The sequence below is a fragment of the Pseudonocardia sulfidoxydans NBRC 16205 genome, assembly GCF_007989085.1.
Classification (GTDB): Bacteria; Actinomycetota; Actinomycetes; order Mycobacteriales; family Pseudonocardiaceae; genus Pseudonocardia; species Pseudonocardia sulfidoxydans.
The window spans coordinates 67,556-85,951 of sequence record NZ_BJVJ01000010.1 but is presented as its reverse complement, the minus strand read 5'-3'; the positions used below and the strand labels follow the sequence as shown (position 1 = coordinate 85,951).

Genomic DNA, 18,396 nt, shown 5'->3' with positions numbered 1-18,396 from the left:
ATGATCGTCCGGACACTTGCCGAGATCACCGACACCGAGCGCGACGTCAAGACGCCGAACTGGCGCAGCAAGCGCATCGTCCTCGCCGACGACGGCGTGGGCTTCTCGGTGCACGAGACCGTGCTCGATGCGGGATCGATCAACGACTTCTGGTACGCCAACCACATCGAGGCCGTCTTCATCACCGCGGGTGAGGGCGAGCTCTACGACAAGGACAACGACACCACCTACCAGCTCGGGCCGGGCTCGATCTACGTGCTCAACGGCAACGAGCGTCACCAGCTCCGGCCCCGCACCGAGATGCGGACGGTCTGTGTGTTCAACCCGCCGGTCACGGGGCGTGAGGTGCACGACGAGAACGGTGTGTACCCGCTGATCAGGATCACCCCGGGGGAGAAGGCCGGCACCGAGAAAGCGAAAGTGGAGGAGGCGAGCTGAATGACCGCTGTTGTCGGCGGTGATCGACGGACCGGTGACCGGTACCCCACGCGGATCGCGGCGAACGCGTCGCTGATAGCGCGCGAGGAACCGGCCGTCTGGGGCGGCCCCGACGGTGGGATGTTCGGGGTCGGAGAGCTGGAGGCGCACGAACGCGACGGATTCGTGCAGGTCCCGCAGCTCCTCACACCGGCCGAGGTCGCCGGGTACGCCGCCGAGCTGGACCGGCTGGCGACGGACCCGGACGTCCGCCGCGACGAGCGCTGTGTCGTGGAGAAGACGTCGAACGAGGTGCGCTCGATCTTCGAGGTGCACCGCATCAGCGACGCCGTCGCGCGGTTGGTCGCCGACGAACGCGTCGCCGGCCGGGCCCGCCAGATCCTGGGCTCGGAGGTCTACGTCCACCAGAGCCGGATCAACTACAAGCCCGGCTTCGGCGGCGGCGGCTTCTACTGGCACTCCGACTTCGAGACCTGGCACGCCGAGGACGGCATGCCCGTCCCGCGCGCGGTCAGCTGCTCGATCTCGCTCACCGAGAACTTCCCCTACAACGGCTGCCTGATGATCATGCCGGGCTCCCACCGGACCTTCGTGTCCTGCGTCGGCGAGACCCCCGCGGACCACTACCGAGAGTCGTTGAAGGAGCAGGAGATCGGCACACCGGACCCGGACAGCCTGACGGTGCTGTCCGACCGGCACGGCATCGCCATGCTCACCGGGGCCGCCGGGTCGGCGACGTTCTTCGACTCGAACTGCATGCACGGGTCGTCGGACAACATCTCGCCGTACCCGCGCTCGAACATCTTCGTGGTGTTCAACAGCGTCGAGAACGAGTGCGTCGAGCCGTTCTCCGCGCCCGGCCGCCGGCCGGACTTCATCGGCGCGCGCGACTTCACCCCCGTGCCGCACTGACGGGCCTCACGCCCCGACGCCGGCCCCGCCCTGCCCCGGGTGGGGCCGGCTCCTGTACCCGGCCTGCGGGGGCCGCTCAGGCCCGGCGCCGGCCCAGCCTGTCGTCCAGCGGGACGACCGGGGACAGCTCGGGACGCTTCGGCAGGTAGCCGTCGCCGATCGCGATTCCCCGCAGGCGCTTACGGACGTAGGGCATCACGTGGTCGCGGAACCACACCAGATCCGACTGCTGACGCGACCGCCAACCCGGGGCCTCCGCCGCGGGCCAGGGCGTGCGCCAGTCGGCCGGGACGGGCTCGCCCAGCGCCTCCAGCACCCGCAACGCCACCCGCTCGTGAGCCTCCGGCGTCAGGTGCAGCCGGTCCAGGCTCCACGCGCGCGGATCGGCCAGCACGTCCATGCTCCACAGGTCGACGACCCGGCAGCCGTGCCGCTCGGCACTGGCCCGCATCATCTCGTTGTAGCAGGCGACACGGCCCCGCAACCGGCGCATCAGCACGTGCATCTTCCGCAGGTCGAACCCCGTGAAGATGAGCACCTCGGCGCCGGTGGCCACCAGACGGGCCAGCGCGGCGTCGAACCGGGCCGCGAGGTCGTCGGTGTCGCAGCGGAAGCCGATGATGTCGTTGCCGCCCGCGCAGAACGTGATCAGGTCCGGTTTCATGCGCTCGGCCACCGGGATCTGGTCGGCGACGATCTGGTCGAGCAGCTTGCCGCGCACCGCGAGGTTGGCGTAGGTGAACTCGGGGCGCCCCGCGGCCAGGCGCTCGGCGGTGCGGTCGGCCCACCCACGGGGCGAGCCGTCGTCCCAGAGGTCGTCGAGCCCCTCCGTGAAGCTGTCGCCGATGGCGACAAAGGTGTTCCTGGCGCGCATGATGGCTGTCCCCTCGATCCACATCGGCACCACCCGCACGCCTCGGACGCGTTCACCGGGGCGTCACCCCACCGTCGGGTGGTGCTTCCCTCCAGGATCACCCAGAGTCGGTCCGGCGCGCCAGGGGGGTGATCGGATCGCAGCAATAGGGCACCCTTACCTCTGTGACCGTTCCCCCACGGCCCGCCGAGCCGACCCTGCGGGAGATCCTCGGCGGGCGACGCGGCGCTCTCGACGCCACGATCCCCGTCGCCGCCTTCGTCGTCGGCTGGCTCGTCGCCGACCGCACAGGAAGCCTCTCCGCCGTCTCCTGGGGCGGTGGCGCCGCGGTCGTCGCCGCGATCCTGGTGGCGGGCTTCAGGATGGCGCGCGGCGGGAAGCCCCGATCGGTCCTGCTCGGCCTCATCCCCGTCGCCGTGGCCGTGGCCGTCGCCGTCGCGACCGGCCGGGCCGTCGACTTCTTCCTGGTCCAGATCGCCAGCAACGCCGGCAGCGCGCTCGCCTTCGCCGTGTCGATCGTGATCCGGTGGCCGCTGCTCGGCGTCATCGTCGGACTCGTCCTGGGACAGAAGACGCGCTGGCGCCGCGACGCCGACCTGTTGCGCGCCTACGGACGTGCCAGCTGGGTGTGGGTCGGCCAGTACCTCGTGCGGCTCGCCGTCTTCCTGCCGCTCTTCGCCGCCGGGCAGGTCGTCGCCCTCGGGGTCGCCCGCATCGCGCTCACGTGGCCCCTGGTCGCGGCCTGTATCGGCATCTCCTGGGTCGTGCTGCGCCGGTCGCTGCCCCACGACCACCCGGGCCTGCTGCACCCCGTCGTCGACGGGATTCCGACGGATTCTCCGACTCGTCCCAATGATCACGGAGAGTCGTGAGGAGGCCACCCGTTGGAGGGATGTTGGTGACGGTTCGATAACATCTGCGGCTCCCGGCCCCGCGAAGGAGAGTGAAGGCACTCACTGTCGGTGATCAACGGGCGTGTTCCTCGGCCCGCCCACGTTGGTACCGGTGACGACGGTGAGCGCACCGAACCGACGTGAACGCGAACAGGAGCCATGCGGTACCAGCAGTTCCCACCCCCGAACCCCGACCCTGATCGGCAGCCCGCTCCCCGGCAACGCCGACACCCCGACACCGACGCGAGCGGCCCGCCCCCCACAGGCCCCACGCCGACGGGCCCACCCGGCCCCGGCCAGCCCACAGCCGCGTGGCCGCCCGGGACGACACCACCCGCCGGCACCCCGGGCATCCCGTCCCCCCGGGCCGCAACCGGCGGGTCCGAGGGCAGGCCGCCGAGCGGCTCCGGGAGTGGTCCTGGACCCGGTGGAACGCCGCCGGGTGGGTTCGGGAGTGGCCCTGGTGGAACGCCGCCGGGTGGGTTCGGGGGCACGCCGCCGAGCGGCCTCGGGGGTGGTCCTGGTTCTGGTGGAACGCCGCCGGGTGGGTTCGGGGGCACGCCGCCCGGTGGGTTCGCTCCCGGGGCATCCGGCCGGTACGCGCACGGGCACCGCGCCCGCGTCGGGGTCCGGACCCCGCCCACCGGCCACCCGGCCCCCGGCGCGCCGACCCGTCGCGATCCTCTCCCGGGCAGCGCCCGCCCCGACCCCCTCCCGGGTAGCGCGCGCCCCGACCCCCTCCCGGGCAGCGCCCGGACCGACGACGCGACCACCCGCACCGAGGCCGACACGGCACCCGAGCCCGCGTCCAAGGCCGAGTACAACCTGCCCAGGGTCATCGCCGGTGGCGGCGCGGCGGCGACCACCGCCGTCGTCGGTTCCTACTTCGGTGCCGCGGGCACGGTGGTCGGGGCGGCCCTCGCCGCGATCGTGACGTCGGTCGTGACCACCACGTTCCAGCGCGGACTCGACACCACGACGCGCACCGTCCGATCCCGGGTCGTCCGGCTCCGCCGCGACGACACCGGCACCGAGGTCACCGCCGTCATGCCGCCGCTGCCCGCGCAACGCGCCGGCGACGACCCCGACGCGACCCGTGCCGTCGCCGGCTCCGACGGCACCATCCGGCTGGGCGACGCCGAGGCGGGCGGACGCACGTCACGGTTCACGCCCAAGCGCATCGCGGTGACGGCCGCGATCGCGGTGGTGGCGTTCTTCATCGGGTTGTTCGTGGTCACCGGGATCGAATGGGTCAAGGGATCACCGATCTCCGGCGGTGAGTCCGGCACCTCCGTCGGCAGGGTCCTGCGCCCCGCCCCGGCCGACCCCACCGCGCCCGCCACCACCGCGCCCCAGGACTCCGAGTCCAGCAGCGCGAGCGACGACCGGGACTCCGGCACCGAGCCGACCCAGGAGCCCACGCAACGCGGCGGCCCCGGAGGCTCCGCCGGCCGGACGACCAGCCCGCCGACGACGACCGGCGCCATCCCCACCGCCCCCCGCGGCGGCGTGCTGCCCGACCTTGGCGGCGCGGGCTCGGGCGCGGGCTCGGGCGCGGGCGACGGCGGCGGCGGCGCGGCCGGCTGACCCCGGCCACCAGCCTCCTGTGATCATCGTTTCTGGTGCTTGAGCGTCATTTCCGTCGCTCATGCACCAGAAACAGCGATCACTGCGGGGCCCCGGCCGGCGCGGCCGCGGCTGCCGGCGCGCTGGGCTTCCCCGGTCTGGCGTGAACCTCTCTGGTGATCGTTGTTCGTGGCGGCTGGGCGCAGCGTTCGTCGGGTATGCGCCAGGACTGTCGATCACCGGGGTGGGTCCGGCCGGCCCGTGCGGCCCGGCTGCCGGCGGCTTCCCCGGCCCGGGGTGGACCTCTGTGGTGATCGTTGTTCGTGGTGGATGGGCGCAGCGTTTCGCGTACGCGCCAGGGACGGCGATCATCGGGGCGCGGGTGCCCGGGGATGCCCTGGGGCTGGCGTCCCCGGCGCTGGGCTGCCTCGGCGCGGCCTCAAACCTTGGTGATCGTCGCTCGTGGCGGATACGCGCAGTATTCGTCGCGCATCCGCCAGAGACCGCGATCATCGGGGCAGGGGCGCGGGCGGCCTCGGCGGCCCCGGCCCCGTGGTGATCGTCGTCGGGGGCGGATGGGCGACGCAGATGACGGTCGTGCGCCACGACCGGTGATCGCTGTGAGCGGGACGTGCGCGCCACGGGTGACGCTCATGTCCCGCGGGCGGCGATCGCCCGGGGGAGGTGCCCCCGGGGCAGGTCAGGGGCGTCTGACGGATTGGTCGCCACGGTCTCGGCGCCCGGTGTTCGGCCCTGGCTCCGCCTTGCCAGGAACCGCCCGGATCACCGAGCCCTACGGGCGGAGGCGGTCGGCCAGGGCGCGGGCGGCGGCCCGGGGGTCGTCGGCCTCGGTGATCGCCCGGACCACGACGATGCGGCGGGCACCGGCGTCGAGGACCTCGTCGAGCCGAGAGTTGTCGATCCCGCCGATGGCGAACCAGGGGCGGTCGGGCTCGCGGCCGGCGACGGTGCGGACCAGGTCGAGGCCGGGGGCGGGGCGGCCGGGTTTGGTCGGGGTGGGCCAGCAGGGGCCGGCGCAGAAGTAGTCGACGCCCGCCTCACCGGCGGCGGTGGCGGTCTCGTCGGAGCTGTGGGCGGAGCGGCCGATGACGACGTCGTCGCCGACGATGCGGCGCGCCCATTCGACCGGGAGGTCGTCCTGGCCCAGGTGCAGGACGTCGGCGCCCGAGGCGAGGGCGACGTCGGCGCGGTCGTTGACGGCGAGCAGCGCGCCGTGGCGGGCGCAGGCCTCGGCCAGGGTCTCGAGCGCGGCGAGCTCGTCGCGGGCTTCGAGGGGGCCCTCGGTTCCTTTGTCGCGCAACTGGATGATGTCGACCCCGCCGGCGAGGGCGGCGTCGGCGAACTCGGCGAGGTCGCCGCGGGCGCGGCGGGCGTCGGTGCAGAGGTACAGGCGGGCGTCGGCGAGGCGGGCGCGCCGGGAATCACCATCGAGGATGGGCACGACGTCGAACCCTACGGCGTAGGGTGGGCGGCAGGTGACGCACGGGAGCCCGGGCAGCGGGCTGAGAGGGGACGCGAGCCGTCCCGACCGTCGAACCTGATCCGGGTCATGCCGGCGCAGGGAGCGGATGGAGATGACGATCGACAGCAGCATGCGACTGGTCGTGGTGGGCGGCGGGGTCGTCGGGCTCTCGTGCGCGTGGCGTGCGGCGGCCGGTGGCGCCCGGGTGACGCTGGTCGATGCGGCGCCGGGGTCGGGGGCGTCGTGGGTGGCGGGCGGGATGCTCGCACCGGTCACGGAGGCGTGGCCGGGCGAGGAGGATCTGCTCGCGCTGGGCGTGGAGTCGGTGCGGCTGTGGCCGGGTTTCGCGGCACGGCTCGGCGAGGCGGCGGGCCGCGAGCCGGGGCTGCGATCCGAGGGCACCGTCGTCGTCGCCACGGGCAGCGGGGACCGGGCCGAGCTGGAGACGCTCGCGTCGTATCTCGACGGGCTGGGCCGGCCGGTGCAGCGCTTGTCGGGCAAGGAGCTGCGGCGGCTGGAGCCGGCGATCGGCCCGGAGGTGCGTGGTGGGCTGTCGGTGCCCGACGACCTGGCCGTCGACAACAGGTTGTTGCTAACCGCGTTGCGGGCAGCGGCGGAGAAGGCGGGCGTCGCGTTCGTCGCCCGCAACGCGGCCGGAGTCGTCGACGACGGCACCCGGGTCGCGGGCGTGACGTGCGACGACGGGTCGGTCGTCGAGGCGGACGCGGTGCTGGTCGCGGCGGGGGCGTGGTCGTCGGCGCTGCATCCGGCGCTCGACGCGATGGTGCGCCCGGTGAAGGGCGAGATCCTGCGGCTGGGCCACCGGGCGGGGGCGTTCCCGGCGCCGTCGCGGACGGTGCGCGCGCTGGTCGACGGCCGGCCGGTGTACGCGGTGCCGCGCGACGCGGGTGGGCTGGTGGTCGGGGCGACGCAGGCCGACGTGGGTTTCGACCTGGAGCCGACGGTCGGCGGGGTGCGTGATCTGCTGCGTGACGCGGAGCGGGTGCTGCCGGGTGTCGCGGAGTTCGCGCTGCTGGAGGTGGCGGCCGGGGTGCGGCCGGGCAGCCCGGACAACCTGCCGTTGATCGGTCCGGTGGGGCCGGAGGGTCTGCTGGTGGCGAGCGGGCACCACCGCAACGGGATCCTGCTCGCGCCGGTGACCGCGGAGGCGGTCGTCGCGATGCTGGGGGGCGGGGCGGTGGCCGACGTCGTGCGGGTCGCCGACCCGGCACGTCTGCTCAGGAGGGCGAACGGATGACCGTGTGGATCAACGGTGCGGAGCACGAGCTCGGTGAGGGTGCGAACGTGCTCGACGCGCTGGACGCGATGGGCGCGCCGCGCGTGGGTGTCGCGGTGGCGGTCGACGCCGAGGTGGTTCCGCGGGCCGACTGGGCGTCGACGGCGCTGGCCGCGGGCAGCCGGGTCGAGGTCCTGACCGCGGTGCAGGGAGGGTGAGGGTGATGAGCGAGGACCAGCTGGTGATCGGTGGCCGCAAGATCGGGTCACGGCTGATCATGGGTACCGGCGGTGCCGGGAACCTGGAGATCCTCGAGCGGGCGCTGGTGGCGTCGGCGACGTCGTTGACGACGGTGGCGATGCGCCGGGTCGACGCGACGACTGGCACCGGCGTGCTGGACCTGTTGCGCCGCTTGAAGATCGAGGTCCTGCCCAACACGGCGGGCTGTCGCAGCGCCGCGGAGGCTCTGCTGACGGCGCGGCTGGCCCGGGAGGCGTTGGAGACCGATCTGGTGAAGCTGGAGGTCGTGGCCGACGAGCGCACGTTGCTGCCCGACCCGATCGAGCTGCTCGACGCGGCGGAGCAGCTCGTCGACGACGGGTTCACCGTGCTGCCCTACACGAACGACGACCCGGTGCTGGCGCGTCGGCTGGAGTCGGTCGGGTGTGCCGCGGTGATGCCGCTGGGCTCGCCGATCGGGACGGGGCTGGGCATCCGCAACCCGCACAACATCGCGATGATCGTCGAGCAGGCCGGGGTGCCGGTGGTGCTGGACGCGGGGATCGGCACGGCGTCGGAGGCGGCGCAGGCCATGGAGCTGGGCTGCGACGCCGTCCTGCTGGCCACAGCCGTGACCCGCGCGGGCGACCCGGAGCGGATGGCGCACGCCATGCGGCTGGCCGTGGAGGCCGGCCGGGCGGCGCACGGTGCGGGCCGCATCCCGCGCCGGTACTGGGCCCAGGCGTCGTCGCCCGGTATCGACTAGCCGACGACGGGCGAGACGCCGTCGCGGTGGCGGCGGGCCAGGAGGCGGTAGGTATCGGGGTTGGTCCGCACCCACCAGGCGGCGGAGCCGGTGAGCGGTCCGCGCGGCGAGGCGGTGACGTCGCCCAGGACGAGGGTGCCGTCGTCGACGACCTTGCCGGGGGCGACGGTGGAGCCCGCACCGACGAGGCAGCGGGCGCCGACGCGGGCGCCGTCCTGGATGGTGGCGCCGTTACCGATGACGGCCTCCGCCCCGATGACGCAGCCGTGCACGACGCACAGGTGGCCGATGGTGGCGCCCGGGCCTACCTCGGTGATCGGGTCGTCGCCACCGTGGAGGACGGAGCCGTCCTGCACGTTCGCGCCCTCGCGCACGATGATCCGGCCGAAGTCGGCGCGGAGCACGGCGTTGTACCAGATCGAGGCGTCGGCCTCGACGTGCACGTCGCCGACCAGGGTGGCCGTGGGGGCGATCCAGGCGTCGGGGTGCATGGTGGGCGTGACGCCCTCGAACGAGAACAGCGGCATGGGCCGAGCTTGCCGGATCAGCCGCCCACGAACCGGACCAGGGTGCCGGCCGCGCTGCTCGGGGGCTTCCTCGCCGCTGCCGGTTCCGGGCCGCTCGTCCCGGCGCTGGTCGTCGCCGGGGTGGGTGTCGTCGTCGCGGCGGTTCCTGTTGTCGTGCGAGCAGGTCCCCGACCCTCCTACGGAACGTCCCTCGGGCCGCCGGGTCCGTACGCCCGGGCGCATCTGGGGCTCGGCCCTGCTCGCGCTGTGCTTCTTCCTGGCCGAGGGCGTGGCCGGCGACTGGAGCACGCTGGACCTCACGTCCGGGCACGGCGCCCGCGCTCGCCGCCGCGGCCTGCATCGGGTTCTCGGTCGCGATGACCGCCGGACGGCTGGTCGCGACCGGGTCACCGCCCGCGTCGGGCCGGTCGCCGGCTGGTCCGGTCGCTCCCGCCGGCGGACCTCGCGACAGCCGGTCGTGAGCGGCAATAGTCGCCATGGCGACTATTGCCGCTCACAGGGGGTGTGTCGCGCGCTACGGTCCGCGGTCGATCCGACACCCTGGGCGCGTGCGTCCACCTCGTGTCCGACGGCTCGTCGTCACCGCCCTCGTCGTCCTGCTCGCCGGCGGCGTCGCCGCCTGCACCGGAAGCGGCAACGCCGACGACCGCAGCATCCCGCCGACGTCGGGTGCCCCGACCAGCGCGCCGCCCGCGACCCGGGCGCTGCCCGTCTACTACGCCGCCGACACCTCCGCCGGGACCCGCCTCTACCGCGAGTTCCACGCCGTCGTCCCCGACGACCCCGGCACCACCGCCCTCCGCGAGATGCTCGGCGCCCCCGCGATCGACCCCGACTACCGCACGCTCTGGCCCACCGGCGTCACCCCGCGCCGGTCCGTGACCCACGACGGCGGGGAGATCGTCGTCGACCTCACCGGGATCGGCCGCGCGCCTGCGTCGAAGGCCGTCGCAACCCTTGCGCTGCAACAGCTCGTCTACACCGTGCAGGGTGCGCTGCAGTCGACCGACCCGGTCCGGGTCCTCGTCGACGGGCAGCGCGCCGACCAGCTGTGGGGCCTCGTCGACATCGGCGCGCCCGTCGCCCGCGCCGAGCAGACATCGGTGCGCTCGCTCGTCCAGATCGACGCGCCCGCCGACGGCGCCACCGTCGGCCGCGAGCTCGTCGTCACCGGGGAGGCGGCCGTGTTCGAGGCGACGCTGCCGTGGCAGGTCCGGCAGGGCGACAGCGTGGTCCGCGAAGGGTTCGCGACGACCGCGGAGGGCCAGAAGTTCAGCCCCTACCGGTTCACGGTCACCCTCGAACCGGGCGACTACGAACTCGTCGCCACCGAGGACGACCCCTCGGGCGGTGCCGGTCGCGCCCCGATGACCGACACGAAGCGGATCAGCGTCCGCTGAGCTGTCCCGGTCGTGAGCGGTAATAGTCGCTCCAGCGACTATTACCACTCACAGGGGTCGCAGGAGGACGTCAGGTGCCCGCGGCCAGGTGGATGGGGCCCTCGCGCTCGGCGAGGCGGACACCGCCGCCACCCCAGTGCTGGGCGATCATCTCGGCGGCGATCGAGACGGCCGTCTCCTCGGGGGTGCGGGCGCCCAGGTCGAGCCCGATCGGGCTGGACATCCGCGCCAGCTCCGCCTCGGTGAGGCCCGCCTCACGCAGCCGTTCCAGCCGGTCGTCGTGGGTGCGTCGCGACCCCATCGCACCGATGTAGCCGACCTCGGGCAGCCGCAGCGCCACCTCGAGGACGGGCACGTCGAACTTCGGGTCGTGGGTGAGCACCGTGATGACGGTCCGACCGTCGATCCGGCCGGCCTTCGCCTCGGCGGCGAGGTAGCGGTGCGGCCACTCGACGACGACCTCGTTGGCGCCCGGGAACCGGCTCGCCGTGGCGAACACCGGGCGGGCGTCGCACACCGTCACCCGGTAGCCGAGGAAGTTGCCCATCTTGGCGACGGCGGCCGCGAAGTCGATGGCGCCGAACACGATCATGCGCGGCGGGGGCGCGAAGGACTCCACGAAGACGTCGAGGCCCTCACCGCGGCGCTGCCCGTCGACGCCGTAGTGCAGCGTCGCGTTGCGGCCCGCCGCCAGCAGGCCGCGGACGTCGTCGCGGACGGCCTCGTCGAGACGTTCCGAGCCGGTGGTGCCGTCGACCGACTCCGGCCACACGATCAGCCGCTTGCCCAGCCGCTCCTCGGGCCCGGCGACGACCGTCGCCACCGCGACGGGAGACTCCTCGCGGATCGCGTCGGCGACCTTGCCCAGCTGCTCGTAGGTCTCCGGCGACACCTTCTCGACGTAGATGTCGAGGATTCCGCCACACGTGAGGCCCACGGAGAACGCGTCGTCGTCGGACACGCCGTAGCGCTGCAGCCGCGGCCGCCCGTCGCCGAGCACCTCCCCGCCGAGCTCGTAGACCGCGCCCTCGACGCAGCCGCCCGACACACTGCCGACCGCCTCGCCGGCCGGTCCGACCAGCATCGACGCGCCGGGCTGACGCGGTGCCGAGCGGAACGTGCCGACGACCGTCGCGAGCGCGGCCTCCTGCCCGTTCTTCCACCAGCCCTCGAGCTGGTCGATCACGTCACGCATGCTGCACCACCCTGAGCAGTCGTTCGAGCGTGTCCAGGCTGTGACCCGCCAACAATTCGTCCAAGTGCGGGAGGGCCGCAACTATTCCCCCCTGCACGGGCGCGTACCCGTCCTTGCCCGCGTGCGGGTTGACCCACACCAGCCGGTGCGCGAGCCGTCCCAGCCGGGCCATCTGTTCCCCCAGCATGGTCGTGTCGCCACGTTCCCAGCCGTCGGAGAACACCACGACGACCGCACGCCGGGCCGCCCCGCGCTGACCCCAGCGGTCGACGAACGCGCGCAGCACCTCACCCAGCCGTGTCCCGCCCGACCAGTCAGGGATCGCCTTACCGGCTGCGTGCAGGGCGTGCTCGGCATCACGCAGCCGCAGCTCCCGGGTGACGCGCGTGAGCCGGGTGCCGAGCGTGAACACCTCCACCGATGCCGGCGAGCGCCGCACGACGACGTGGGCGAACCGCAGCAACGAGTCGGCGTAGGGCTCCATCGAGCCGGACACGTCGATGAGCAGCACGACCTTGCGCGGCCGCCGCGACCGCGACCGACGCCGCAGCTCGCGGAGCTCACCGTGGTTGCGCAGCGCGGTGCGCAGCGTCCGCCCCGGGTCGGGCTCGCCGTGGCGGCCGGGGCGCAGCCGTCGCGACGCCCGCGTCGGCGGCTCGGGGCGCAACGTCGCCAGCAGCATCCGCAGGTGCTCGCGCTCGGCCGGTGACATGTCGCCCAGGTCGCGGTGGCGCAGCACCTCGTTCCCGCTGGCCGTGGCCTTGATCTGCTCGCCGTCGTCGTCCCCGGCGTCGCCGCCGTCGTCCGGGTTCACCGTCAGCGACGCGATCTTCGGCGGAGGCGGCGGCCGCTCGTCGACGATCCGGGTCTGCCCACCCCGCGGCGGGGAGAACCAGGCGTCGAAGGCCATGTCGTAACGCGGCAGATCGTCGGGGTCGGAGCACAGCGTCAGCCGTCCCGCCCAGTACGTCTGCAGCCTGCTGGTGACGTCGAGCTCGTCGAGCGCGCTGAGGAACGCCGTGACGCGGTCGGTCGTGATCGGCAGTCCGGCGCTGCGCAGCACGGCGGTGAAGCCGACGAGCCCCGCGATCGGGTCGGCGTCGGCGTCCTCGTCGGCGAGGGCCGGGGCTCCGGGCATCATCGGCTGCTCCCGCTCAGGATGCGAGCAGGGCGTCGAGCTGGTCGCGCACCCGGTCGGCGTCCTCGCGGTACTTCAGCACGGCACCCAGCGTCGCGGCTGCGCTGTCGACGTCGAGCGTCGTCGCCCCGACCAGCTGCAGGGCCTGCGCCCAGTCGATCGACTCGGCGACGCCCGGCGGCTTGAGCAGCTCGGCCCGGCGCAGCTTGGCGACGGTCGTCGCCACCTGAGTGGCCAGCCGCTCCGGGACGCCGGGCAGCCGGCTGCGCAGGATCTCGATCTCGCGCCGCACGTCGGGGTGATCGAGCCAGAGGTAGAGGCAGCGCCGCTTCAGGGCGTCGTGGACCTCGCGGGTGCGGTTGGACGTCAGCACCACCAGCGGTGGCGTCTTCGCCCGGATCTCGCCGAGCTCGGGGATCGTCACCGCGTGCTCGGTGAGCACCTCCAGGAGGAACGCCTCGAACTCGTCGTCGGCACGGTCGACCTCGTCGATGAGCAGCACGCTCGGCGTGGTGGTCAGTGCGCGCAGGATCGGCCGCGACAGCAGGAAACGCTTGTCGTACAGCGAGGCCTCGACGGCGTCGGTGTCCAGCGTCGAGCCGTCGGCGCCGGCGGTCGCCTCGAGGGCGCGCAGGTGCAGCAGCTGGCGCGGGAAGTCCCAGTCGTAGAGGGCCTGTGAGGCGTCGATGCCGTCGTGGCACTGCAGCCGGATCAGCTCGGCGCCCGTGACCTGGGCCAGGGCCTGCGCGAGAGCGGTCTTGCCGGTGCCGGGCTCGCCCTCGCAGAACAGCGGCCGTCCCATCCGCATCGCGAGGAAGGCGGCGGTGGCGAGGCCGTCGTCGGGAAGGTAGCCGGTGGCGCGGAGCGCGTCGGCGAGCTCGGTGGGGGACGCGGGCGCCGCGGGGGCGGTCACGACCGCACCATCGCGTCGGGCCCGGTGCGGGCAGAACGTCGGTTCACCCCCCCAGCATGGCGGACGAGTCGGTCTCCGGCCAGGTGTGACGCGAGCCTCCGACGCACGGACGGTGATCGACACGTCACCGATTGTCGAGCATTGCGATGTGACTCGATCGACAATATTTGCGATTCGGTTCTAATGTTTGGGGCGTGATCGTTTCGTGATCCGGCAACCCTGACCTGGGGATTCCGGCCCGTCGGCAAGTATTTCTCGGACGTTACAGTGACGATGGTCACTCAGGATCGATTTGACCGGACGGCCCTCCGAAAACGTAGCGTTCCCGCTCGGTCGTTCCGAAAGGGGTGGCCGAATACATCCGGAACCGCCGCTCCCGGCTCCCTGTCCCGCGGTTTCCGGTCCGTCGAGTGGAAAAGACGGGGCAGGGCGAGGACGCAATTTCCGGAATGCAAGCAATTGTGTTCCGAGGCACGGACGGTCCCCCATCGTCCACGGGCACCCCAGCCCGGCCTCCTGGGAAATCCTCGGGCGAGCGGTAGGAGAGCAACGACATGACGCTCGTCTCCAAGCGGAGCATCGCGCGCCTGCTGGTCGCCGGCGCTGTCGTCGTCGGCGCCCCGGTCGCCGTCGCCGGCACGGCCAACGCCGCCGGCGCCGACGCGTGGGACCGCCTTGCCCAGTGCGAGAGCGGCGGCAACTGGGCCATCAACACCGGCAACGGCTTCTACGGTGGCCTGCAGTTCACCATGAGCACGTGGAAGGCCTACGGCGGCACCGGTTCGCCGCAGAACGCCTCCCGTGCCCAGCAGATCGCTGTCGCCGAGCGCGTGCTCGCCGGGCAGGGCTGGGGCGCATGGCCCGCCTGCTCGCGCAAGCTGGGCCTCAGCGGCACCCCGCCGAAGATCGGCACCGTCGCCACCCCGCAGCGCGCCTCCGCGCCCAAGGCGCCGGCCGCGCCGAAGGCCCCGGTCGCGCCCGCCGCTCCGGGCACCGGCTACACGGTCGTCGCGGGCGACACCCTCTCGAAGATCGCGCAGGCCCACGGCACCACGTGGCAGGCGCTGTTCGAGAAGAACCGCACCGTGATCAGCGACCCGAACCTCATCAACGTGGGTCAGGTCCTGACCGTCGGCTGATGACGTCCACCGGGCCGTCGCCTCGGTGCCGCGTTCCCCGCGGCGCTCGAAGCGGCGGCCCGTGGTCGTGTCTCAGGTCGAGTTGACCCACTCGTCGGTGCCGTCGGTGAAGACCTGGTGCTTCCACACCGGCAGCAGCCGCTTCACCTCGTCGACCAGCTCCGCGCAGACCGCGAACGCCTCCTGACGGTGGTCCGCGGCAACGGCGCAGGCCAGCGCCACGTCGCCGATCTCGAGCAGGCCGACGCGATGGCTCACCGCGATCGCCCGCACGCCCGCCGTGCGGCCCGCCACCTCGGCGGCCACCTCGGCCACGATCCGGCCGGCCGTCGGATGCGCGCTGTACTCCAGCCCCCGCACCGACCGTCCGCCGTCGTGGTCGCGCACGACCCCCGCGAACGTCACGACCGCCCCCGCCTCGGCGCGGTCGACCAGCCGGGCGTGTTCGTCGACGTCGAGCGGCTCCTCGCCGACCTCGGCGCGCAAGACCTCGGCGCGCAACACTTCTGCCATCAGTGATCGCCTCCCCGCAGCTGGTCCACGGCATGGTCGAGGACGTCGTCGAGGACCGCGAGACCGTCGCGAACCCCACCTGTCGATCCGGGCAGGTTGACGACCAGCGTCCGGCCCACCACGCCCGCCACCCCGCGCGACAGGATCGCCGTCGGGACCTTCGGCGCGCCCGCGGCACGGATCGCGTCGGCCAGGCCCGGGACCTCGTAGTCGAGCAGCGCGCGGGTGACCTCGGGCGTCGCGTCGGTGGGGGAGATACCCGTCCCGCCGGTCGTGACGACGACGTCGACACCCGTGGCGACCGCCCCGCGCAACGCCTCCGCGACGGGCTCCCCGTCGGGCGCGACGGTGGCGTCGGGGCACTCGTAACCCTTGGCGCGCAACCAGTCCACGATGATCGGGCCGCCGCGGTCGGGGTAGACGCCCGCCGCGGCACGGTTGGACGCGGTGACGACGTGCGCCCGCCGCGGGCTGGTCACGACCGGTCCTCGGGGCGGGTCCAGCTGCCCGTCTTGCCGCCGTCCTTTCGTTCGACGCGGACGGCGTCGAGCACGGCGGCGGGGTCGACCGCCTTCACCATGTCGTGCAGCGCGAGCCCGGCGACCGCGACCGCCGTCAGCGCCTCCATCTCGACGCCCGTGCGGTCGGTCGTGCGCACGGTGGCCCGGATGCGGACCCGGTCGTCGTCGGGTTCGAGGTCGACGACGACCCCGCTCAGTGCGATCGGGTGGCACAGGGGGACCAGGTCGGGCGTGCGCTTGGCGCCCATGATCCCGGCGATGCGGGCGGTGGCCAGCGCGTCGCCCTTGGGGAGGCCGTCGCGGCGCAACAGCTCGACCACCTCGGCGGTCGTGCGCAGCACACCGGTGGCCACCGCGGTACGTGCGGTCGGCTCCTTGCCGGTGACGTCGACCATGCGGGCGGCGCCGGCGCTGTCGATGTGGGTGAACTCCACGCCCGCGACCCTACGGTGTCCGCCCGGCCGGGGTCGGTGCCGGATCCACCCGAGCACTCACTGTGACGTGTATCACGTTCAGGCAACCTCCCGTATCGAAATCCGGGCGTTGTCGTTCCGTGATACACGCCAGGTCACCTGCGGAAACACAAGAATGTCACCAGGCCGGACCAAACGCGCGCCGACATTCGATTCCCTCGATCGAGTTTGCGATCCGGGGCAGTGCACGTAGCGTCGCCGACGGCCCGTTCCGAACTCCCCTGACGGCCGGGCCTCGGAACCGCTGCGCGAGTCCTGTCCGACGGTCCCGATCCCCCGACAGCATCCGCTGGACAGGACGGAATACGCGGTTCCACGAGATCCGCGCCGCCGGAAAACCCCCCCGGCCGGAATCCGCACGCGCGGCGACGGAGAAATGCCATGGCCCGCTATCGCGGTCAGCACCGGAAAACCACCAGCACCGCCCGCACGCTCGGTCGCGCCGCCCTCGCCGGTGTCGTCGTCGGCACCCCGCTCGTCGCCCTCGCTCCCGCCGCCAGCGCCGCGACCGACGCCACCTGGGACCGCGTCGCCGCCTGCGAGAGCGGCGGAAACTGGAGCATCAACACCGGCAACGGCTACTACGGCGGCCTGCAGTTCAGCGCGTCGACCTGGAAGGCCTTCGGCGGCACCCAGTACGCCGCGACCGCAAACCAGGCCAGCAAGGCCGAGCAGATCGCCGTCGCCGAGAAGGTCCTCGCCGGTCAGGGCTGGGGCGCCTGGCCCGTCTGCTCCAAGAAGGCCGGCGCCAGCGGCGGCTCGACCCCGCGTGAGGTCCCCGCGGGCGACAACGCCGCCAAGACCGCGCCGAAGACGGCGACGAAGACCGCGCCGAAGACCCCGAAGAGCACGACGCAGGCACCGCCGAAGACCGAGCCGGCCAAGCCCGCCGAGGAGAAGATCCGCGTCTCCCAGCCCGCCGACGCGGCCACCGGCTCCTACACCGTCGTCGCCGGCGACACCCTCAGCGAGATCGCGACCGCACACAAGGTCGCCGGCGGGTGGAAGGCACTCGTCGCCAAGAACCCGCAGTGCGCCGACAACCCGAACCTGATCCACCCGGGCGACAAGATCGCGTTCTGACCGGACTTCTCCGGCGCGACACCCGGACCGGTGCCACGGCCCGGTGTCGCATCCCCGACGGCCGTCGCGGCCCTCCCCGCGGCGGCCGTCGGCCCGTCTTCGGGGTGTCGCACCCGACCCGGTGTGCGTCCTCGCGACCCAGCGCGCCGCGAGCGTGTGCTGAGCGCGGTCCGGGTGCGCTGTCGACACGCTCGGTGGGGTGGGCGGCCGCGAGCGTGTGCTGAGCGCGGTCCGGGTGCGCTGCTGACACGCTCGGTTCAGCGGCTCGGCAGCGGACGTGTCAGGAGAGCGGCTACCGGACGCTCACGACACGCTCGGCGAGTGGGGACGATCAGCGCGTCGGGTCCCGCCGTGCCAGCTGCTCCGGGGTGTCGACGTCGTCGGGCTCCGCGACGTCGCCACACTCCACCAGCGCCACGTCGGAGTTCCCCGCGAGGTAGCCGCGGGCCCCCGCATCGCCTGTCGCGGACGCGGAGACCGCCGCCCAGTGGTCGCGGCCCAGCAGGACAGGATGGCCCGCACGGCCGTCGTAGGCGGCGCGCGCGAGGGCAGCAGGAGCGTCGTCGGCGGCATCCGCCAGCCGGGCCACCGCGGCCGCCGTGACGCCCGGCAGGTCCACCAGGTGCACGATCGCGGTGTCGACGCCCGCCAGCGGCTCCAGAGCCGCCAGGCCCGCGCGCAGCGAGGCGCCCATGCCGTCGGCCCACCCCACGGCCTCGACGGCCGTCACGTCGGCAGGGAGCAGGGTGCGCACCTCGTCGGCCGCGGCGCCCACGACGACCACGACCGGGGCGCACCCCGCGGCGCGCAGTACGTCGACGGCCCGCAGCACCAGCGGACGGCCGTCGAGCTGCACGAGCGCCTTGGGCCCACCCATCCGGCGGCCGGCCCCGGCCGCCAGCAGCAGACCCGCCGGCACGCTACTTGTTGATCTCGGTGACGGGGTGCACGTAGGGCACCTCGTCGAGGGGGAACTCGATCTCGCCGAACGGCGACAGCGAACCCTGCACGTCGCCCAGGAGCTCGGTGACGGGGTGCTCGCCGTCGGGCAGCTGCGGCCAGTTCGGGTCGATCCGGGCCGGGCGGGTCGGCTGCGACACGTAATC

The 18,396-nt window shown here is 73.4% G+C and carries 19 protein-coding genes, 1 pseudogene and 1 riboswitch; of the genes and pseudogenes, 10 read left to right on the top strand and 10 right to left on the bottom strand.

Annotated features, from left to right (window positions below; all coding sequences use genetic code 11):
• Both PSU4_RS07785 and thpD read left to right on the top strand, forming a co-directional pair.
• Complete coding sequence (locus tag PSU4_RS07785; RefSeq protein ID WP_147104186.1) at nt 1-438, top strand: ectoine synthase; 438 nt, start codon at nt 1-3, stop codon at nt 436-438.
• Entirely contained in the window at nt 439-1,350 is a 912-nt protein-coding gene (gene thpD, locus PSU4_RS07780) for an ectoine hydroxylase (protein WP_147104184.1), read from the top strand.
• 76 nt (nt 1,351-1,426) lie between these two features.
• Here the strand turns inward: thpD and PSU4_RS07775 are convergent, their stop codons facing one another.
• Nucleotides 1,427-2,224: an SGNH/GDSL hydrolase family protein gene (locus tag PSU4_RS07775; protein WP_147104181.1), complete on the bottom strand. Its 798-nt coding sequence runs from the start codon at nt 2,222-2,224 to the stop codon at nt 1,427-1,429.
• Between the two features lie 164 nt (nt 2,225-2,388).
• Between PSU4_RS07775 and PSU4_RS07770 the strand changes: the two genes are divergently transcribed.
• Nucleotides 2,389-3,096 (top strand): DUF3159 domain-containing protein, encoded by a 708-nt coding sequence (locus PSU4_RS07770; RefSeq protein ID WP_147104178.1) that lies wholly within the window; start codon nt 2,389-2,391, stop codon nt 3,094-3,096.
• Between the two features lie 963 nt (nt 3,097-4,059).
• The gene (locus PSU4_RS07765; RefSeq protein WP_147104175.1) at nt 4,060-4,704 is read left to right on the top strand and encodes a hypothetical protein; all 645 of its coding nucleotides are present in this window, start codon (nt 4,060-4,062) and stop codon (nt 4,702-4,704) included.
• A 772-nt stretch (nt 4,705-5,476) separates the two neighbouring features.
• Here PSU4_RS07765 and thiE read toward each other — a convergent pair.
• Complete coding sequence (gene thiE / locus PSU4_RS07760; RefSeq protein ID WP_147104172.1) at nt 5,477-6,145, bottom strand: thiamine phosphate synthase; 669 nt, start codon at nt 6,143-6,145, stop codon at nt 5,477-5,479.
• A 31-nt stretch (nt 6,146-6,176) separates the two neighbouring features.
• Nucleotides 6,177-6,285, top strand: a riboswitch (TPP riboswitch).
• Between thiE and thiO the strand changes: the two genes are divergently transcribed.
• The 3 genes from thiO to PSU4_RS07745 all read left to right on the top strand — a co-directional run bounded on the left by thiO (nt 6,279) and on the right by PSU4_RS07745 (nt 8,388).
• Complete coding sequence (gene thiO / locus PSU4_RS07755; RefSeq protein WP_147104169.1) at nt 6,279-7,424, top strand: glycine oxidase ThiO; 1,146 nt, start codon at nt 6,279-6,281, stop codon at nt 7,422-7,424. (Overlaps the previous riboswitch by 7 nt.)
• Nucleotides 7,421-7,621, top strand: coding sequence for a sulfur carrier protein ThiS (gene thiS / locus PSU4_RS07750; protein WP_147104166.1), 201 nt, complete (start codon nt 7,421-7,423; stop codon nt 7,619-7,621). Before thiO ends, thiS begins: the two co-directional genes overlap by 4 nt.
• A gap of 5 nt (nt 7,622-7,626) precedes the next feature.
• Complete coding sequence (locus PSU4_RS07745; protein WP_147104163.1) at nt 7,627-8,388, top strand: thiazole synthase; 762 nt, start codon at nt 7,627-7,629, stop codon at nt 8,386-8,388.
• Here PSU4_RS07745 and PSU4_RS07740 read toward each other — a convergent pair.
• Nucleotides 8,385-8,915, bottom strand: coding sequence for a gamma carbonic anhydrase family protein (locus PSU4_RS07740; RefSeq protein WP_147104160.1), 531 nt, complete (start codon nt 8,913-8,915; stop codon nt 8,385-8,387). The two genes, PSU4_RS07745 and PSU4_RS07740, sit on opposite strands and share 4 nt — an antisense overlap.
• A 548-nt stretch (nt 8,916-9,463) precedes the next feature.
• Here PSU4_RS07740 and PSU4_RS07735 point away from each other — a divergent pair.
• Nucleotides 9,464-10,315 carry a Gmad2 immunoglobulin-like domain-containing protein gene (locus tag PSU4_RS07735; protein ID WP_186816798.1) on the top strand — a complete coding sequence of 284 codons (852 nt, stop codon included), beginning with the start codon at nt 9,464-9,466 and terminating at the stop codon, nt 10,313-10,315.
• Between the two features lie 70 nt (nt 10,316-10,385).
• Here PSU4_RS07735 and PSU4_RS07730 read toward each other — a convergent pair whose 3' ends face one another.
• Genes PSU4_RS07730 through PSU4_RS07720 form a run of 3 tightly spaced genes read right to left on the bottom strand, consistent with a single transcriptional unit; the run spans nt 10,386 to nt 13,561 of the window.
• Nucleotides 10,386-11,510, bottom strand: coding sequence for an XdhC family protein (locus PSU4_RS07730; RefSeq protein ID WP_147104154.1), 1,125 nt, complete (start codon nt 11,508-11,510; stop codon nt 10,386-10,388).
• Complete coding sequence (locus PSU4_RS07725; protein ID WP_147104151.1) at nt 11,503-12,651, bottom strand: vWA domain-containing protein; 1,149 nt, start codon at nt 12,649-12,651, stop codon at nt 11,503-11,505. The genes PSU4_RS07730 and PSU4_RS07725 overlap by 8 nt, the downstream gene beginning before the upstream one ends.
• Before the next feature lie 13 nt (nt 12,652-12,664).
• Nucleotides 12,665-13,561 carry an AAA family ATPase gene (locus tag PSU4_RS07720; protein WP_147104148.1) on the bottom strand — a complete coding sequence of 299 codons (897 nt, stop codon included), beginning with the start codon at nt 13,559-13,561 and terminating at the stop codon, nt 12,665-12,667.
• A gap of 554 nt (nt 13,562-14,115) precedes the next feature.
• Between PSU4_RS07720 and PSU4_RS07715 the strand changes: the two genes are divergently transcribed.
• Nucleotides 14,116-14,700, top strand: a complete 585-nt coding sequence (locus PSU4_RS07715) for a LysM peptidoglycan-binding domain-containing protein (protein ID WP_147104145.1) — start codon at nt 14,116-14,118, stop codon at nt 14,698-14,700.
• 72 nt (nt 14,701-14,772) lie between these two features.
• On the opposite strand, the pseudogene PSU4_RS32990 reads toward PSU4_RS07715, so the two are convergent.
• A pseudogene (locus PSU4_RS32990) lies at nt 14,773-15,716 on the bottom strand (molybdenum cofactor biosynthesis protein MoaE).
• Entirely contained in the window at nt 15,689-16,168 is a 480-nt protein-coding gene (gene moaC, locus PSU4_RS07700) for a cyclic pyranopterin monophosphate synthase MoaC (protein ID WP_186816797.1), read from the bottom strand. Before moaC ends, PSU4_RS32990 begins: the two are co-directional and overlap by 28 nt.
• Before the next feature lie 420 nt (nt 16,169-16,588).
• Between moaC and PSU4_RS07695 the strand changes: the two genes are divergently transcribed.
• Complete coding sequence (locus PSU4_RS07695; RefSeq protein ID WP_147104139.1) at nt 16,589-17,290, top strand: LysM peptidoglycan-binding domain-containing protein; 702 nt, start codon at nt 16,589-16,591, stop codon at nt 17,288-17,290.
• A 331-nt stretch (nt 17,291-17,621) separates the two neighbouring features.
• On the opposite strand, the gene PSU4_RS07690 is transcribed toward PSU4_RS07695, so the two are convergent.
• Nucleotides 17,622-18,209, bottom strand: coding sequence for a nucleotidyltransferase family protein (locus tag PSU4_RS07690; protein ID WP_147104136.1), 588 nt, complete (start codon nt 18,207-18,209; stop codon nt 17,622-17,624).
• A 1-nt stretch (nt 18,210) separates the two neighbouring features.
• A complete protein-coding gene (locus PSU4_RS07685) occupies nt 18,211-18,390 on the bottom strand; it encodes a hypothetical protein (RefSeq protein ID WP_147104134.1) in 180 nt (59 codons plus the stop codon).
• Nucleotides 18,391-18,396: the final 6 nt, after the last annotated feature.

What these genes read in the sequence shown, in the direction of transcription:
- PSU4_RS07785 (WP_147104186.1), top strand. Translation starts at nt 1, where the DNA reads ATGATCGTCCGGACACTTGCCGAGATCACCGACACCGAGCGCGACGTC.
- PSU4_RS07695 (WP_147104139.1), top strand. Translation starts at nt 16,589, where the DNA reads ATGGCCCGCTATCGCGGTCAGCACCGGAAAACCACCAGCACCGCCCGC.
- PSU4_RS07740 (WP_147104160.1), bottom strand. Translation starts at nt 8,915, where the DNA reads ATGCCGCTGTTCTCGTTCGAGGGCGTCACGCCCACCATGCACCCCGAC.
- PSU4_RS07745 (WP_147104163.1), top strand. Translation starts at nt 7,627, where the DNA reads ATGAGCGAGGACCAGCTGGTGATCGGTGGCCGCAAGATCGGGTCACGG.
- thiO (WP_147104169.1), top strand. Translation starts at nt 6,279, where the DNA reads ATGACGATCGACAGCAGCATGCGACTGGTCGTGGTGGGCGGCGGGGTC.
- thpD (WP_147104184.1), top strand. Translation starts at nt 439, where the DNA reads ATGACCGCTGTTGTCGGCGGTGATCGACGGACCGGTGACCGGTACCCC.
- PSU4_RS07730 (WP_147104154.1), bottom strand. Translation starts at nt 11,510, where the DNA reads ATGCGTGACGTGATCGACCAGCTCGAGGGCTGGTGGAAGAACGGGCAG.
- thiS (WP_147104166.1), top strand. Translation starts at nt 7,421, where the DNA reads ATGACCGTGTGGATCAACGGTGCGGAGCACGAGCTCGGTGAGGGTGCG.
- PSU4_RS07775 (WP_147104181.1), bottom strand. Translation starts at nt 2,224, where the DNA reads ATGCGCGCCAGGAACACCTTTGTCGCCATCGGCGACAGCTTCACGGAG.
- PSU4_RS07725 (WP_147104151.1), bottom strand. Translation starts at nt 12,651, where the DNA reads ATGATGCCCGGAGCCCCGGCCCTCGCCGACGAGGACGCCGACGCCGAC.
- PSU4_RS07715 (WP_147104145.1), top strand. Translation starts at nt 14,116, where the DNA reads ATGACGCTCGTCTCCAAGCGGAGCATCGCGCGCCTGCTGGTCGCCGGC.